General features: G+C 72.9%; 13 protein-coding genes. 3 read left to right on the plus strand and 10 right to left on the minus strand.

Features of this window, described 5'->3' with window-relative positions; all coding sequences use genetic code 11:
* Window positions 1-2: 2 nt before the first annotated feature.
* The 5 genes from C7S10_RS12400 to mraZ form a co-directional block, all read right to left on the minus strand.
* Window positions 3-1781 carry a peptidoglycan D,D-transpeptidase FtsI family protein gene (locus tag C7S10_RS12400; protein WP_243395341.1) on the minus strand — a complete coding sequence of 593 codons (1779 nt, stop codon included), beginning with the start codon at window positions 1779-1781 and terminating at the stop codon, window positions 3-5.
* 70 nt (window positions 1782-1851) lie between these two features.
* Window positions 1852-2448, minus strand: coding sequence for a cell division protein FtsL (ftsL, locus tag C7S10_RS12405; protein WP_108344753.1), 597 nt, complete (start codon window positions 2446-2448; stop codon window positions 1852-1854).
* Entirely contained in the window at window positions 2445-3434 is a 990-nt protein-coding gene (gene rsmH / locus C7S10_RS12410; protein WP_108344754.1) for a 16S rRNA (cytosine(1402)-N(4))-methyltransferase RsmH, read from the minus strand. Before rsmH ends, ftsL begins: the two co-directional genes overlap by 4 nt.
* A 9-nt stretch (window positions 3435-3443) precedes the next feature.
* The gene (locus C7S10_RS22230; protein ID WP_165807137.1) at window positions 3444-3596 is read right to left on the minus strand and encodes a hypothetical protein; all 153 of its coding nucleotides are present in this window, start codon (window positions 3594-3596) and stop codon (window positions 3444-3446) included.
* A gap of 208 nt (window positions 3597-3804) precedes the next feature.
* A complete protein-coding gene (gene mraZ, locus C7S10_RS12415; protein ID WP_108344755.1) occupies window positions 3805-4233 on the minus strand; it encodes a division/cell wall cluster transcriptional repressor MraZ in 429 nt (142 codons plus the stop codon).
* A 434-nt stretch (window positions 4234-4667) separates the two neighbouring features.
* On the opposite strand from mraZ, the gene C7S10_RS12420 reads away from it, so the two are divergent.
* From C7S10_RS12420 to C7S10_RS12430, 3 genes are read left to right on the plus strand one after another with little or no spacing between them, the layout of a single operon-like run.
* A complete protein-coding gene (locus C7S10_RS12420) occupies window positions 4668-5606 on the plus strand; it encodes an AAA family ATPase (protein ID WP_423802715.1) in 939 nt (312 codons plus the stop codon).
* Window positions 5599-6855 (plus strand): DUF58 domain-containing protein, encoded by a 1257-nt coding sequence (locus C7S10_RS12425; protein ID WP_108344757.1) that lies wholly within the window; start codon window positions 5599-5601, stop codon window positions 6853-6855. The genes C7S10_RS12420 and C7S10_RS12425 overlap by 8 nt, the downstream gene beginning before the upstream one ends.
* A complete protein-coding gene (locus C7S10_RS12430; protein WP_108344758.1) occupies window positions 6852-9236 on the plus strand; it encodes a transglutaminase TgpA family protein in 2385 nt (794 codons plus the stop codon). The genes C7S10_RS12425 and C7S10_RS12430 overlap by 4 nt, the downstream gene beginning before the upstream one ends.
* Before the next feature lie 63 nt (window positions 9237-9299).
* Here C7S10_RS12430 and C7S10_RS12435 read toward each other — a convergent pair whose 3' ends face one another.
* Genes C7S10_RS12435 through C7S10_RS12455 form a run of 5 tightly spaced genes read right to left on the minus strand, consistent with a single transcriptional unit; the run spans window position 9300 to window position 15956 of the window.
* On the minus strand, window positions 9300-9743 hold the full coding sequence (locus C7S10_RS12435; protein ID WP_108344759.1) for a DUF3040 domain-containing protein: 444 nt from the start codon (window positions 9741-9743) through the stop codon (window positions 9300-9302).
* A gap of 59 nt (window positions 9744-9802) precedes the next feature.
* Window positions 9803-10993, minus strand: coding sequence for a DNA polymerase IV (gene dinB / locus C7S10_RS12440; protein ID WP_108344760.1), 1191 nt, complete (start codon window positions 10991-10993; stop codon window positions 9803-9805).
* A gap of 20 nt (window positions 10994-11013) precedes the next feature.
* Window positions 11014-11739 (minus strand): methyltransferase domain-containing protein, encoded by a 726-nt coding sequence (locus C7S10_RS12445; protein ID WP_108344761.1) that lies wholly within the window; start codon window positions 11737-11739, stop codon window positions 11014-11016.
* A gap of 19 nt (window positions 11740-11758) precedes the next feature.
* Entirely contained in the window at window positions 11759-15514 is a 3756-nt protein-coding gene (locus C7S10_RS12450; RefSeq protein WP_108344762.1) for a DNA polymerase III subunit alpha, read from the minus strand.
* Window positions 15504-15956 carry an SAV_6107 family HEPN domain-containing protein gene (locus C7S10_RS12455; protein WP_243395342.1) on the minus strand — a complete coding sequence of 151 codons (453 nt, stop codon included), beginning with the start codon at window positions 15954-15956 and terminating at the stop codon, window positions 15504-15506. The genes C7S10_RS12450 and C7S10_RS12455 overlap by 11 nt, the downstream gene beginning before the upstream one ends.
* Window positions 15957-15961: the final 5 nt, after the last annotated feature.

Here is a 15961-nt window from a genome sequence, read left to right on the forward strand (position 1 = left end):
GCTCACCACTCGACAGGAAGCCGCGAGGGCTTGCCGCCGGTCGGCGGGACGCGGTAGCGGCCCAGTGCGTAGCCCATGACCCGGGAGAACGCAGGACCACCGACCGAGCCGCCGCCGGCCTCGCCCTGGGGGGCGTGGACCACGACGTAGACGGTGAAGCGCGGGTCGTCGGCCGGGGCGAAACCGCCGAAGGAGACGCTGGTGGAGCCGTCGTAGCAGCCGCACTCGGGGGCGACGCGCTGGGCGGTGCCGGTCTTGCCGGCCACGAGGTAGCCCGGGACCTGGGCGCGAGGGGCGACGCCGACGTTCTCGTCGACGACGCGCTCCATCATCTTCGCGGTCTGCCGGGCGGCCTTCTCGCTGACCACGCGCGTCCGAGTGGCGACGTCGGTGCCGACCACGGTGCCGTCCTCGGTCGTGGCCGAGCCCTTGATCAGGCTCGGCGACACCCGGACGCCGCCGTTGGCGATCGTGTTGACGGCCGCGGCCATCTGGACGACGTTGACCGACACGGACTGGCCGAACGCGACGCGGTCCTTCTGCTGCGAGGTCATCACGTCGCCGGGCGTCAGGATGCCCGGGGTCTCACCGCGCATGCCGATGTCGGTGCGCTGGCCGAGGCCGAACTTCTGGAGGTAGCCGACGAGGTCGACGGGGCTGAACGCGTCGGCGGCCAGCACGGTGCCGATGTTGGACGACTTGGCGATCACACCGGCGAGGGTGAGCCGGATGTTGCCGTGGTCGAACCAGTCACCGATCACCCGGTCCTGGCGCGCGAGGGAGGAGGGGACCCGGATCCTGGTGCGCGGGGTGACCTTGCCGGCGTCGATCAGTGCGGCTGCGGTCAGCACCTTCTCGACCGAGCCCGGCTCGTAGGCGTCGTTGATGGCGCGGGAGCCCAGGTCGTCCTCGTCGGCGTCGAGGGCCTTGTTGGCGTTGAACGTCGGGCCGTCGGCCAACGCCATGATCTCGCCGGTGCGCGAGTCCATCACGATGATCGACCCGCTCTTGGCGCGGTACTGCTTGAGCGTCTGGTTGAGGACCCGCTGGGTGAACCACTGGAGGTCCTGGTCGATCGTGGTCGTCAGCGGCGTGCCGTTCCTCGCCGGGACCACGGTGCTCTCGCCCAGCGGGATGCGGTTGCCGCCGCCCGACTGGTAGCGCGCCTTGCCGTCGGTGCCGGCGAGCTGCGCGTTGAAGGTGCGCTCGAAGCCACCGAGCGGCTCGTCGGTGCCCATGAAGCCGAGCAGGTTGGCGGCCACGTCGTCGCCGGGATAGTCGCGGATCGGGTCGTCCTCGAGCGTGATGCCCTTGTAGCCGGCCTCGCGGAGCTCGGCGAGGACGTCGTTGGCCAGCGTGCTCGGCACGCGCCGCGCGAGGTACTGGTAGCGGGTGCCCTCCTTGCGCAGGCGCGTGAGGGTCGTGAAGTAGTCGATGTCGAGCCGCTGGGAGAGCAGGGTCGCGAGCGCCGGGGCGTCGTCGGTCGTCATGTAGGGGTCGGCCACGACCATCTTGCCGTGGATCGAGTCGGCCAGCGGCAGCCCGTTGCGGTCGAGGATGTCGCCGCGCTCGGCCGGCAGGATCACGTTCTCGACGCTCTCGGCGGCCGCCATCGCGGCGTACGACTTGGGGTCGATGCCCTGCAGCTGGACGAGCCGCGCACCGAAGAACGAGAGCACCATCGCGATCAGGACGAGCCCGATCCGGAGACGGAGGCGCGGCGAGGCGCGACGCGCGTCCGTGCGGGAGCGCGGTGCCGGTCCGTTGGTCTCGTGGGGCAACGTGACTCCGTCCAGGGGTGGTGGGTGAAAATCTAGGCGCGCGAGGAGCGCGTCCGGGGATGGCGCGCCGTCAGCGGCTGCGTCGCCCCTGGGCCGACTGGTCGACCTTGTTCTTGCCGGCCTTGTTCTTCCCGGCCTTGTTCTTGCCGGTCTCCGTCGTGGTCGGCGTCGGCTCGGCGGTCACCTTCACGACCGTCGGCTCCGGCGCGAGGATCTTCGGCTTGATCGGGGCCGGCGGCGTGAGGTCGAGCTTGTTCTCGGGCAGGGCCGGGACCTTCTCGCCCCGGACCGTGCCGTCGAGGCCCAGGAAGGTCGGGGCAGCCGGGACGACCATGCCCATGTCCTGCGCCTGCATGGCCACCCGCTGGGGGTTGCGGAGGTCCTCGAGCTCCATCTGGAGCGTCTGCTCGCGGGCCGCGAGGTTGGTGGCCTCGTCCTCCAGCGACGTCGCGGCGAAGGACGCCTGCTGCATGGAGGTGTTGAACAGGAGGAGACCGACGACGCCGCTGATGAGCACCAGGGTCACCAGCGTCACGAACGGCACCTTGGGGGCCCGGGTGCGCGCCCGGGGCACGACCGTCAGCCGGGCCTTCTCGACCGCGGCCGACGCCTTGCTGTTGATCAGGCGCGGGACGCGGTGGCGGATCTGGACGGCGGGACTGCTCATCGTGCGGCTCCTCGGGTGGCCTGGGGAAGGGAGGGGCGGACTCGTTCGATGGCGCGCAGCCGCACGGACGCGGCACGCGGGTTGTGCTCGATCTCCTGCTCGTCGGCAACCTCGGCGCCACGGGTGATCAGGCGCAGCGCCGGCTCGCTGCCCTCGGGCACGAACGGCAGGTCCTCGGGCACGTCGAGGCGCGAGGCGGCGGTGAACGCACGCTTGACCAGGCGGTCCTCCAGCGAGTGGTAGGACTCGACGACCACGCGACCACCGACGCCGATGACCTCGATCGCGGCCGGCATCGCACGGTGCAGCACGGCGAGCTCGTCGTTGACCTCCATGCGCAGCGCCTGGAACGTGCGCTTGGCCGGGTGTCCGCCGGTACGGCGCGCGGGGGCCGGGATCTCCGCGTAGAGCAGCTCGACGAGGCGGGCGCTCGTCGTGAACGGCTCGACCTCGCGCTGGCGGACGACGGCGAAGGCGATCTTCTTGGCGAACTTCTCCTCGCCGTAGTCACGCAGGACCCGGATCAGCTCGGCGGCGGGATAGGTGTTGAGCACGTCGGCAGCGGTCGGTCCGGTGGTGCCGTCCATCCGCATGTCGAGCGGTGCGTCGGCGGCGTACGCAAAACCGCGCTCGCGGACGTCGAGCTGCATCGACGACACGCCCAGGTCGAAGAGGACGGCGTCGACGTGGGAGAGGCCCTGGTCGCGCACGACGTCGGCGATCTCGTCGTAGACCGCGTGCACGCCGGTGAAGCGGTCACCGAACGGCTCCAACCGCTCGCCGGCGAGCTCGAGGGCCGCGGTGTCGCGGTCGATGCCGATGACCCGCGCGCCCTCGATCCGCTGGAGCACGGCCTCGCTGTGGCCGCCGAGGCCGAGGGTGCAGTCGACCAGGACGGCGCCCTCGCCGTCCCCGCGCGTCAGCGCAGGCTCGAGGAGAGCGACGACCCGGTCGAGGAGCACCGGAGCGTGGCTGGGAGCGGGCATGGTCGGCGCCTACCGGCCCAGGTGGGTGAGGACGAAGAGGGTCGCCGTGAGCCCGGCCGAGGTGGCGGCGGAGAAGACCATCAGCGCCACGGCGTCGCGAGCCTGCTCGCGCACCCGCGGTGGCCGACCGGCCACGCTGCGAGTGAATGCGGTGCTGCTCATGATCTCGACCCCACGACGTTGATGGATTGCTGCTGACTTGCTGCATGACTGGCTGGCCAGCCGCCGGGCCTGGTCCCTGCCCGCTCCCCCAGGGAAGTGCCGTCTGACACCGGGGAAGGTGAGTCAGAAGACGAGAGGGAGCGGACACGAGACCGGGTCCTGCGGATGTCGCCAGCTGTTGTGTTGTGTCCCGCGGGAGCGGGTGGTGCTAGATGCCGGGGAATACCTCGTCGCTGAGCTCGGAGAACTTCTGCTCCTGCTCCTCCGAGTAGGTGTTCCAGGCCGTCGGGTCCCAGATCTCGATGCGGTTCATCGAGCCGATGACGACGACGTCCTTGGTGAGCGATGCGTACTCCCGCAGCGATCCGGGGATCGAGATGCGGCCCTGCTTGTCCGGCACCTCCTGGGAGGCCGCGGCGAACAACATGCGCACGTAGTCACGCGCGCCCTTGTTGGTCACCGGAGCTGCCCTGAGCCGGTCGGTCATGCCTTCGAACTCCGCCATGGACCAGACCGTCAGGCAGCGCTCCTGACCTCTGGTCACCACGAGCCCTTCCGTCAGCTGGTCCCTGAACTTCGCCGGGAGGAAGAGGCGGCCCTTCTCGTCGAGCTTGGGCGTGTAGGTGCCGAAGAACATCCGGCACCTCCCCCGCTCGATGAGGCAGATCGACCCTGTCCCCCACTTCGCACCACATTACTCCACATCGCTCCACCGTCAACCATCTTTCGCGTGTTTCGCCCTCCCTTCGTGCCGTTTTCCCGCCGTACGGCGCCCGGTGCCGAGCGGGCGGGATCGCGCCGTACGCCGCGTGCCGAGCGCGTCCTGGGCGTGGAGACGGCGACCGGCCGGGCTCGCGGGGCGCCCGGTGGAGGGAAGTGGAGGAGCCCGTGCCCATCGGTGGGGGAAAGTGGGGCGAAAGGTGGGGAAGGTGGCAGCGATCCGGCCGGTATGTTGCGCAGGCGTCATACGGTTGGCGCATCACCCGCGCAGGCGGGACGGGACGAGGGAGTGGGCACCACGTGAGTACGTCGTTCGCAGGCCAGATGGATCGAGGCGCCGACCTGGACACCCTGGCGCGGGTCGTCGGGCAGGTCAGGTCCAACATCGAGCGCGTCATCGAGGGCAAGCCCGACGTCGTCTCCGCGGCTCTCGTCGTGCTGCTGGCCGAGGGTCACCTGCTGATCGAGGACGTGCCCGGCGTCGGCAAGACGCAGCTGGCCAAGGCGCTCGCCCGCAGCATCGACTCGACGGTGCGGCGCATCCAGTTCACCCCCGACCTGCTGCCCTCCGACGTCACCGGGGTCTCGGTGTTCAACCAGGACAGCCGCGAGTTCGAGTTCCGCCCCGGTGGCGTGTTCGCCAACATCGTGGTCGGCGACGAGATCAACCGCGCCTCCCCCAAGACGCAGTCGGCGCTGCTCGAGTGCATGGAGGAGCGTCAGGTCACCGTCGACAACATGACCTACATGCTCGAGAAGCCGTTCATGGTGATCGCGACCCAGAACCCGATCGAGATGGAGGGCACCTACGCCCTGCCCGAGGCGCAGCGCGACCGGTTCATGGCGCGCGTGTCCATCGGCTACCCCGTCGAGGCGGCCGAGATCGCCATGCTCGACTCGCACACCACCCTCAACCCGCTCGACGACCTCGAGCCGGTCACCAACGCCGGCGAGATCCGCAAGCTGACCGAGATCGTCGGCCACGTCCACGTCTCCCCGGCCGTCCAGCGCTACGCCGTGGCACTGACCACCGCCACCCGCAGCTCGACCGAGCTCCACCTCGGGGCCTCGCCCCGCGCCACCCTGCACCTCGTGCGCGCGGCGAAGGCCGTCGCCGCGATGAGCAGCCGGGACTACGTCCTGCCCGACGACGTGCACGGGCTCGCCCGCCCCGTGCTCGCCCACCGCCTGCTGCCCAGCGTCGAGGCCGCGATGAGCGGCCGCGCGGCCACCACGATCCTCGACGGCATCGTCGCCGGGGTGCCGGTCCCCGAAGCCGGCCGTGCGTGAGGCGCTCGCCGGCCTGACCGTCCGCGGACGGGTCTTCCTGGCTGCCGGCGTGACGACGATCGTCTGCGCGGTCATCGTCGGCCAGACGCCGCTCGTCCGCGTCGGCGTGCTGGTCGCCGCGCTCCCCCTGCTGGCCGCGCTCTGGATCGGGCGCTCGCGCTACCGGCTCGCCCTGACCCGCACCGTGTCGCCCCAGCTCGTGGCGGCCGGGCAGACCGCCAAGGTCGAGCTGACGCTGACCAACGAGGCCCGCACGCCCACCGGTGTCCTCCTCCTCGAGGACCACCTGCCCTACGTCCTCGGCACCCGCCCGCGCTTCGTCCTCGAGGGCATCGGGCACGGCTGGCGCCGGCACGTGACCTACCAGGTGCGCTCGGACGTGCGCGGGCAGTTCGAGATCGGACCGATGTCGGTGCGCGTCACCGACCCGTTCGGCCTGATCGAGCTGGGCCGCGCGTTCCACACGACCGCTCCCCTCACCGTCACCCCGCGGACCGTGGCCCTGCCCGGGATCCCGCTCGGCGGTGCCTGGACCGGCTCCGGCGACAACCGGCCGCGGGCGTTCGCCATCGGCAGCGCCGAGGACGTCACCGTCCGGGAGTATCGCCGCGGCGACGACCTGCGGCGCGTCCACTGGCGCAGCTCGGCGCGGGTCGGCGAGCTGATGGTGCGGCGCGAGGAGCAGCCCTGGCAGTCACGGGCCACCGTCTTCCTCGACAACCGGCTGATCTCGCACCGCGGCCAGGGGATCGCGTCCTCGCTCGAGGCGGCCGTCTCGGCCGCTGCGTCGGTCGCCGTGCACCTCAGCCAGCGCGGCTACGCCGTGCGGCTGGTCACCGCGTCCGGCGAGGACCCCGGCACCGTGTGGCACTCGCGCTCGGCCTCGGTCAACACCGCACCACTGCTCGAGGCGCTGGCCGTCGTGCAGATGGAGAACTCACCGCACCTCGACACCGCCTGGCTGGCCGAGTCCGGCCACGGCGGCCTGCTGATCGCGGTGCTCGGCGGGATCGGCGACGGCGACGGCCGGTTCCTCAACCGGCTCCAGCACCACGCCGCGACCTCGGCGGTCATCGTCCTCGACGTCGACGCGTGGGCGCCCCACCTCGCCCCCTCGGGCACCGGCGCGACGTCGGCCGCACTGGCCAGCACCGGCTGGCGTGCGGTGACCCTGCGACCGCGTGACCACCTCGAGGTGGTGTGGCAGGAGCTCGGTCGCCTCGCCAACCGGCAGAAGGTCGACTCATGAACCGGACACCCGTGGGCGGCACCCGCGCGCCCCTCGCCTTCACCGTCGGCCTGGCGGCCGTCGCGGCTGCGACCACCTGGGTCACGCTGCTGTCGTGGCGCACCTTCGTCGCCGAGGCCGCCCCCGTCACCATCCCCCTGTTCTTCATCGGCGCCCTGCTCGCCGCCATCGGCGGAGCCGGGCGCTGGCTGCGGCTCCCCCTCGCGGTGCCGCTCGCGGTGCAGGTCGTCGTCGGGGCCGCGTGCGTGCTCGGCGCCGTCACCGGGTCGATCATCCCGACCCCCGCGACCATCACCGACTTCCTCACCTCCTACGGCGACGCGATCACCTCGGCGCAGGCCTACCTCGCTCCCATCCCCTCGAACGCCCCGCCGATCACGCCGATCCTGCTCAGCGCCGGCGTCGGGACCTTCATCGCCGTCGACCTGCTGGCCGGTGCCCTGCGCCGGATCCCGCTGGCCGGGCTGCTGCTCCTCGCGGTCTACAGCGTCCCGGTCTCGATCACCGGCAACGGCGTCTCCTGGCTGACGTTCATCGCCATGGCGGTCGGCTTCCTGAGCCTGCTCTACCTCGTCCACGCCGAGCAGGTCGCGCGCTGGGGTCGGGGCATGGGCAGCCAGCCCGGGCGCGACGGGGAGGACGACCCAGCGGCCTTCGGCGTGCGGACGGGCGCCGTACGCGGCTCGGCGCTGGCCATCGGCACCACCGCGACCACCCTCGCGCTCGCCCTCCCGCTGCTGGTGCCGACCCTCAACGTCACCCTCTTCGAGGGCAGCGGCCCGGGCACGCGGCAGATCGAGGTGGCCGACCCGATGGTAGACCTGCGGCGCGACCTCAACCGGGGCGTCGACGTCCCGCTGATGTGGGTCACCACCTCGCAGAAGAACCCCTCCTACTTCCGGCTCGCGACGCTGACACGCTTCAACGGCGACACGTGGACGCCGGGCGATCGGGACATCCCCGAGACCCAGGTGGCGCGCGGCGAGATGCCCGCGCTGACCGGGGTCGCGTCGGCCACGGCCCGCAAGGAGACGCAGTACCACGTGCGGATCGCCGACGACTTCCGCTCGGAGTGGCTGCCCACGACGCCGCAGGTCTCCTCGATGTCGGTGATCGGCGACTGGCGCTACGACACCTCGACGATGGACTTCATGAGCATCGACGAGGACGTCACGACGGCCGGGATGACCTACCAGTTCACCGGCGTCCAGGTCGATCCGGACCCGGCGCTGATGGACACCGCCGTCTCCGGCGCCGCCTCGGTGCGCTCGGCCTACCTCGAGGTGCCGACCAACGTCTCCAGCGAGATCCGCAGCCTGGCAGCGTCCGTGACCGGCGGCGAGTCGACCCGCTTCCGCAAGGCCCGCGCGCTCCAGCAGTGGTTCCGCGAGGACGGCGGCTTCGAGTACAGCACCGCCGCCCTCGACGGCAACGACCAGGGCGACCTCAGCTCGTTCCTCGACGAGTCGGGGCGAGTCGGCTACTGCGAGCAGTTCGCCGCGGCCATGGCGATCATGGCGCGGATCATCGGGATCCCGGCCCGCGTGGCCGTCGGCTTCCTCAACTCCAAGGCGGCCGGACCCAACCAGTGGGAGTTCTCCGCCCACGACCTGCACGCCTGGCCCGAGCTCTTCTTCCCCGGCGCCGGCTGGGTTCGCTTCGAGCCCACGCCGTCCGACCGCGCCGGCAGCGTGCCGGACTACACCAGCGTCGACCTCGCGCCCGAGGCCTCCGAGACGCCGTCGCCGAGCGCGAGCAGGTCGACCGAGCTCCTGCCCACCCGCGGCGCGACCCCGGACGCGGGCACCGCGACCGACGACGGGTCGGGCTTCCGCTGGGTCACGGTGGTGCTGGTGGCGCTGGGCGTCCTGCTCCTCGCCGCGCTGGTGCTCCTCCCCTCGTTCGTACGTCGCCAACGCCGCGACCGCCGCCTGCTGGGCGGCATCGAGGAGCTGTGGGCGGAGCTGCGCGACCATGCGGTCGACCTCGGCCTCGGCTGGCCGCACGGCCGCTCGCCCCGCGCCACCGGAGCGTGGCTGTCCGACCGGTTCGGAGCGACGGACGACCCGGACGCCGCGACCGCCGAACGACCCCGTCGCGGACCGGAGCAGAACCCCGACGCCGTGCGCGCCATGGACCGGCTGGTCGAGCAGGTCGAGCGGGCGCGCTACTCCCGCTCCGGCGCCTCGGTCGACACCGAGCAGGCGATGCGCGACGTGCTGGCGATCGAGGCCGCGCTCGACCACGGGGTCGGTCCCCGGGTGCGGCGCCGGGCGAGCTGGCTGCCGAGGTCGTTGCGGCCGGCGGCGTACGTCCCCGCGGCCGAGGTGGTCACCCGCTCGAGCGACGCCGTGGAGACCAGCGACTCGGTCCGGGGCTGAGCCCCGGACGTCGTACGCCCCGTGACCGATCGGTCACGGGGCGTATGACGTTGCTGACGAGCGTCAGAAGCCTTGGTCGCGGCGGTGGCGCCAGCGCTCCTCCATCCGCTCCATGAAGGAGCCGGAGGAGCCGGTGGACCGCGAGCGGCGCAGCGAGCGACCCTTGGGACGCTGGCCGCGACCGCCGTCGACGACGCCGAAGCCCTCGTGGCGGGTCTCGCGGGGCTGGTGCAGGACGGCCGGGCTGCGCAGGGCGGTCACCCCGATGGTGGCCGCGCTCAGCATGACCACGAAGCCGACGATGCCGATGATCGGCTCACTGGTCAGGACGCCCGCGGTGAGGACAGCGATGCCGACGGCGAAGACGACCCCGGCGATGATCGCGCGACGGCGAGCGGCCCGCTGCATCGTGGTGCCACGCAGCGTCGAAGCCAGCTTGGGGTCCTCCTCGACGAGGGCACGCTCCATCTGCTCGAGCAGTCGAAGTTCTTCCTCGGACAGGGGCACGTGGCAAGTCTAGGCACGGGTTGGGCAGGTGAGGTAGCGGCTTGGGAAAATTCTCCTCGTCAGCTGTTGCGCAGGAGGCTGGCGGGTCGGACCGCGGCCGCCCCGAAGCGACGGGTGGCCCGGTCGACGGCCCGATCGGCGTCGGCCCATCCGTGCTCCGGCTCACCCAGCACGAGCTGGCGGTGCACGCTCGTCCGGGCCACCAGACCCTCGACGCGCACCCCCACCAGCCGCAGCCGCGCGCGTTGGAGACCGAGGGCGTCGTAGAGCCGCACGGCCATGCGGAACACCTCGACCGTCACGTCCGTCGCCTCGGGCAGCGTGCGCGAGCGGGTGATGGTCGTGAAGTCGGCGAAGCGGATCTTGATGGTCACCGTCCGACCGGCCACCCCGGCCGTGCGCATGCGACCGGTGACGCGGTGCGAGAGCCGCAGCAGCTCGCGCACGATCACCTCACGGTCGTCGGTGTCGCGGGAGAAGGTCTCGTCGGCGCCCATCGACCGCTCCGGCTCCAGCGGGCCCGCCTTCGCGGTGATCGCCCGCCGGTCGGTGCCCCAGGCGAGCTCGTGCAGGTGGGCGCCGAGGTGGTGGCCGACCGCGCGCTGGAGCGTGCGGACCGGCGTGTGGGCCACGTCGCCGACCGTGACCAGGCCGATGCGGTGCAGCATCGCCTGGGTCTTCTCCCCCACGCCCCAGAGCTCGCCGACGTCGAGCGGGTGCAGGAACGCCGTCACCCGGGCGGGCGGCACCACGACCACCCCGTCGGGCTTGGCGCGGCGGCTGGCGAGCTTGGCGACCGACACCGAGGCGGCCACACCGACCGAGCAGGTGATGCCCTGCTCGTCGTGCACCACCGCGCGCACCTGCTCGGCGATCTCGGCCGGTGAGCCGAGCCGGCGGGTCGAGCCGCGTACGTCGAGGAAGGCCTCGTCCATCGACACCACCTCGACCAGCGGGGTGACGCGGCGGAAGTTCTCGAGCACCGAGCGCGAGACCGACGCGAACACCTCGAAGTCGGGGGCGATCACCACGGCCGTCGGGCACAGCCGTCTGGCCCGCGTCATCGGCAACGCCGACCGGACGCCGTACGACCGGGCGAGGTAGTTGGCCGAGAGCACGACCCCGCGGCTGCCCCCGCCCACGATGACCGGGACGCCGGCGAGGTCGGGTCGCTCGCGGGTCGCGACGGAGGCGTAGAAGGCGTCCATGTCGACGTGCAGGATCGGGGCGGTCCAGGAGGGGTCAGCCATCGCCGCCCCCGCGGCCCCGCTCAGCGGCGGGCGAGGACGTGCAGCTGCGTGGCGAGGGGGAGGTACTCCGGCCGCGTCGACACCGCGGTCTCGAGCTCGACCAGCGCGGCGGTGGCGCCGGGCTCGAGCTCGAGCAGCGAGCCGGGCACGAGGTCGGCGAACACCCGGACGCCGTGGACCGACACGGTGGACAGGCCGGCGCCGTCGAGCATCGGGGCGAGCTCGTCGGCGGTGAAGCGCTGTCCGCCGCGTGCGCTCGCACGGGGGTCGTCGAGCAGGTCGCGGGCGGCCTGGAAGTGACCGGCCATCGCACGGGCCACGACCGCGGCGTGCCGCTGGGCGACGAGCAGGCTGAGGTGGCCGCCGGGGCGCAGGACCGAGGCGATGCTCGCGAGCGCGTCGGTCGGCTCGTCGACCACGTCGAGCACGCCGTGGCACAGCACCAGGTCGACGGCGTCGGCCTCGACGAGCGTGCCCAGGTCGGAGAGGTCGCCCTGCTGTCCGGTGACCCGGTCGGCGACGTCGGACTCGCGGGCACGGCGGTCGAGCGCGGCGAGCGCGTCGGGGCTGGGGTCGATGACCTCGACCCGGTGCCCGAGCTGGGCGAGGGGCACCGCGAAGCCGCCCGTGCCGCCGCCGATGTCGACGATGCGGGCCGGGGCGGCGTCGGTCCCGGCCAGCAGCTCCTGCACCGCGGCCCACACCACGCCGGTGCGCACGGACTGGCGGCGCTCGCTGGCTGACATGGGGCCAACCCTAGTGGCCTCAACCCGGGCTCCCCGGGCTCCGGTGCCACAACGAGCGCGGCACGTCCTTGACGGCATCGCCGGCGGGCCTGACGTCGGCGTACGGCGACAGCCGGAACCCGCTCGTGTGGACCAGCACACGGCGGGGCCCGGCGTCGTCGGGCCGGTCGCGTCCCTCGGGGACGCGGGCGAGCTCGGCCCGGACGGCGGCGATCCCGTCCTCGGGCGTGCGGGCGCGCCGCCACAGGGCGTGCAGCGGTGGCAGCTCCCACGCTCCGGTCGCGCGGAGTGAGACCCCGCGTCGGCCGGTGCGTCGCAGCTCGCCGCGCACCAGGAGCAGCCACGCCCCGAAGACCGTGGCGGCGTACGGCCCCTGCGCGTCCTCGAAGAAGGTGCAGTCGACCGGGCCGGTGCTGTCGTCGAGGGTCAGGAAGACGACCCGGCGTCCGGAGCGGATCGGGGGCGTCTGGGTCGCCACCTTGACGCCGGCGACCAGCAGCTCCGAGCGGCTGCGCCGCCGCAGGAGGTCGCGACTGCGGGTGACCTCGAGAGCATCCAGCAGGTCGGCGTAGGGGGTGACGACGTGTCGGGTGACGTCGAGGCCGAGGATCTCGAGCTCAGCGCGCACGCGTTCGTCGGCGGTCATCTCCGGCAGGCCCGTGGCCGGCTCGCCGCCCGCGCCCGGCTCGTCGCCGAGGCTCAGCGTGAGCTGCACCGACTCGATCGGGCGCGGCGTCGCGGTCGCGCGCGACTGGGCGGCGGCCCGTGCCCAGACTCCCCCGTCGGCCAGCGGGTGGCGCTCGAGGGCGGGCGCCCGGTCACGGAGCCTGGGATCGGTGCTGTTGCGACCGGCCGCCTCGGCCGCCCGCGTGTCGCTGGGTCGGGGCGACGCGCGGGTCAGGCCTCTCCCGCGCCCACGGGACGCGCGCTCGGTGACGCGGGCACGGAGGTCGAGCTCGGCGACCTGGAGCAGCAGGTCGCGACGCGTGAGGCGGCTCCGGGGTCGGACGGCCTGCTCCCCGTCGCCGACGAGGTAGATCGCGTCGAAGCCACCGGCCAGCACCAACCGCTCGAGCACGGGTCGCGAGACCCGCGCGCGGTGGAAGAAGTCGGAGAGCGACACGTATGGCGCTTCGCCGCGGGCGGTCACGATCCGGGCGACCTCGGCCCCGCTGATGCCCTTGACCTCGGCGAGCGCGAGCCGGATCGCGCGCCCCTCCTCGGTCGGCTCCACCGAGTAGTCGGCGCCCGAGGCGTTGACGTCGAGCCCGTGCACGCCGATCCCCCGCTGCCGGGCGTCGTCGAGGATCAGCCGCTTGGGATACATCCCCGGGTCGTGGGTGAGCACGCCGGCCAGGAAGTGCGCCGGGTAGTGCGCCTTGAGCCAGGCCGACTGGTAGGTGGGCAGCGCGAAGGCCGCCGCATGGGCCTTGCAGAAGCCGAAGGAGGCGAAGGCCTCCAGCACTCCCCAGATCCGCTGGACGAGCGGCAGGGCGTAGCCACGGGCCAGGGCGCGCGGGTGGAACCACGCCCGCGTCGCCGCCATCCCGTCCACGTCGCCGAGCGCGCGGCGCTTCTCGTCGGCCTCGGCGTAGGAGACGCCCGCGAAGAGCGCGACGATCTCGATCACCTGCTCGTGGTAGACGACCACGCCCCGCGTCTGCTCGAGGATCGGTCGCAGGTCGTCATGGAGGTAGCGGACGGTCTTCCACCCCTGCTTGGCCTCGAGGTAGGGCGTGATCATGTCGCTCTTGACCGGCCCCGGCCGGAACAGCGAGATGTCGGCGATGATGTCCTCGAAGGACTCGATGCCGGACTTGCCGACCAGCTCGCGCTGGCCGGGCGACTCGATCTGGAAGACGCCCAACGTCTCGGCCCGGCTGATCATCGAGAACGTGGTGCCGTCGTCGAAGGGCACCTGCGCCTCGTCGTCGAGGTCGACGTCCACGGCCTCGACCCGCCTGATCTCGGAGACTGCGTGGGCCATCGCCGACTGCATGCGGATGCCGAGCACGTCCAGCTTGAGCAGGCCGAGCTCCTCCACGTCGTCCTTGTCGAACTGGCTCATCGGGAAGCCCGCGAACGACGTCTCGACCGGCGTGCGGTCGAGCAGGGTGCGGTCGGACAGCAGCACCCCGCACGGGTGTACGGCGATGTGCCGGGGCAGCCCGTCGAGGCGCTCGACGAGTCGGAAGAACAGGTCGAGGCGCTCCTCCCCCAACCCGCTGGCCCGCAGCTCGGGGAGCTCGCGCAGCGCAGCTCGCGCGTCGCGGGCGCGGATGTGCGGGAACGCCTTGGCGATCGCGTCGATCTCGCCCGGCGGCATCCCGAGGGCCCCGCCGACGTCGCGGACCGCGTGGCGCACGCGGTAGGTGTCCATCATCGAGACGCAGACACAGCGCTCCCCGCCGTACCTGTCGAGGATCGCCTCGTAGACCTCCAGCCGCCGTGCGGACTCGACGTCGACGTCGATGTCGGGCAGCGAGGCGCGCAGCGGCGAGAGGAACCGCTCCATCAGCAGGCCGTGGCGGATCGGGTCGACCCCGGAGACGCCGAGCAGGTAGTTGACCAGGCTGCCCGCCCCGGACCCGCGGGCCGCCCTCCGGATGCCCATCTCGCCGATCATGTCGGTGATGTCGGCGACGGTGAGGAAGTAGGAGGCGTAGCCGAGGCCGCGGATCAGCTCGAGCTCGTCGTCGAGGCGCTTCCAGATGCGCTGGCGCGGCGCCGAGCCGTAGCGGCGCCCGATCGCCGCCTCGGCACGCGCGCGCAGGATCGCGTCGGCGGTGCGGCCGTCGCCCGTCACGTCGAGCTCCGGGAAGTGGACCTCGCCGATGCCGAGGTCGCGGCGCGGGTCGAGGGCGCACCGGTCGGCGACCGCGCGGGTGCGGGCCACCAGCTGCCGGGCGGCGCCCTCGGCGTCGACGGAGAGCCCGGACAACCGGCAGATCTCCTCGGCCACCTCCTGCATCTGCTTGCCCGACTTCAGGTGGCCCTCGGCGTTGCCACGATCGACGTGGCGCCGGTCGAGGGCGACGAGCCGACGGGCCGCGTCGAGGACGTCGACCGTGGGGGCGTCGAGCCGGTCGGCGTAGCGCACCGCGTTGGTCAGCACGGTGGCCAGCCCGGCGCGCCGCGCGACGACCGCCATCCGGGCGGCGACCTCGGAGCTGCCGTGCAGGCGGTGGGAGACCAGCTCGACCAGCAGGTTGTCGCGCGCCACCACCTCGCGCCACGGCGCCAGCGCGGCCAGGGCGAGGTCGTCACGGCGCCGGCGCGCGGCGGCCCCGACCTCGGAGGCCGGGCCGAGCAGCACCAGGACCGAGCCGCCGGCGAGGTGCTCGGAGATCAGCTCGAGGGTGGCCACCGGCCGGCCACGCTCGCCGGCCAGGTGGGTGCTCGAGACCATGCGGCAGATCGCCGCCCACCCCGCCTTCCCGACGGCCAGGAAGGTCACCCGTGGCAGTCCTCCGCGCTCCGGGGGCAGGTCGCGGTGGGCGCCGCCGCGGACCGGGCTGCGGCGCGACCGCGGTGCCGGCGCCGCGGCCGATGTCGGCGCCACCGCGAGGTCCACCCCGAGCACCGGTCGGATGCCGGCGCGCGAGCAGGCCCCGACGAACCGCACCGCGCCGTACGTCCCGTCGCGATCGGTCAGGGCCAGCGCGTCCATCTCGTGCTCCACGGTGCGCTCGACCAGCGCCTCCGGGTGGGAGGCGCCGTACTGCAGCGAGTAGCCCGAGGCCACATGGAGATGGACGAACGGGTCAGGCGACACCCGACTGACCGGACCACTGACCGGCCGCCGCGAGGCGCTGGTCGAGGTGGGCGTGGGGCACCAGCCCGAGGGTCGACTCGACGACGGCCAGGAACCGGTCGGCGTCGCGCACCAGGTCGTCGGCCTCGCGCTCGGTGACGGCGCGCGTCGACCCCGCCTCGGCGGCGGCCCGCTTGCCGGCGCCCGCGGCGAAGAACCGCGCCCACTCGGCGAGCTCGGGCGCGATCTCGGTCAGCAGCACCCAGGCGTTCTTCTGCCGGCCCCGCCGGGGCGCGGGCGTGGCCCGCGCCGCCAGCAGGGCGGCCGCCGAGCGGAGCGCCGCGACGTGGGCGCAGGCGTAGCGGGTCGGCACGTTGCGCGCCGTGATCGCCTCCTGGAGCGACTCGGCGGCGAGCGCGAGGTAGGAGTGGGTCGTCGCGGGGAGCAGGTGGGGATTCATCATCGACA

Source organism: Nocardioides currus (assembly GCF_003057875.1).
Lineage (GTDB): Bacteria > Actinomycetota > Actinomycetes > Propionibacteriales > Nocardioidaceae > Nocardioides > Nocardioides currus.

Bases quoted from the DNA above. Each gene is read 5' to 3' on its own strand.
- C7S10_RS12455 (WP_243395342.1), bottom strand. From the start codon at position 15,956: ATGATGAATCCCCACCTGCTCCCCGCGACGACCCACTCCTACCTCGCG.
- C7S10_RS22230 (WP_165807137.1), bottom strand. From the start codon at position 3,596: ATGAGCAGCACCGCATTCACTCGCAGCGTGGCCGGTCGGCCACCGCGG.
- dinB (WP_108344760.1), bottom strand. From the start codon at position 10,993: ATGGCTGACCCCTCCTGGACCGCCCCGATCCTGCACGTCGACATGGAC.
- ftsL (WP_108344753.1), bottom strand. From the start codon at position 2,448: ATGAGCAGTCCCGCCGTCCAGATCCGCCACCGCGTCCCGCGCCTGATC.
- C7S10_RS12445 (WP_108344761.1), bottom strand. From the start codon at position 11,739: ATGTCAGCCAGCGAGCGCCGCCAGTCCGTGCGCACCGGCGTGGTGTGG.
- rsmH (WP_108344754.1), bottom strand. From the start codon at position 3,434: ATGCCCGCTCCCAGCCACGCTCCGGTGCTCCTCGACCGGGTCGTCGCT.
- mraZ (WP_108344755.1), bottom strand. From the start codon at position 4,233: ATGTTCTTCGGCACCTACACGCCCAAGCTCGACGAGAAGGGCCGCCTC.
- C7S10_RS12430 (WP_108344758.1), top strand. From the start codon at position 6,852: ATGAACCGGACACCCGTGGGCGGCACCCGCGCGCCCCTCGCCTTCACC.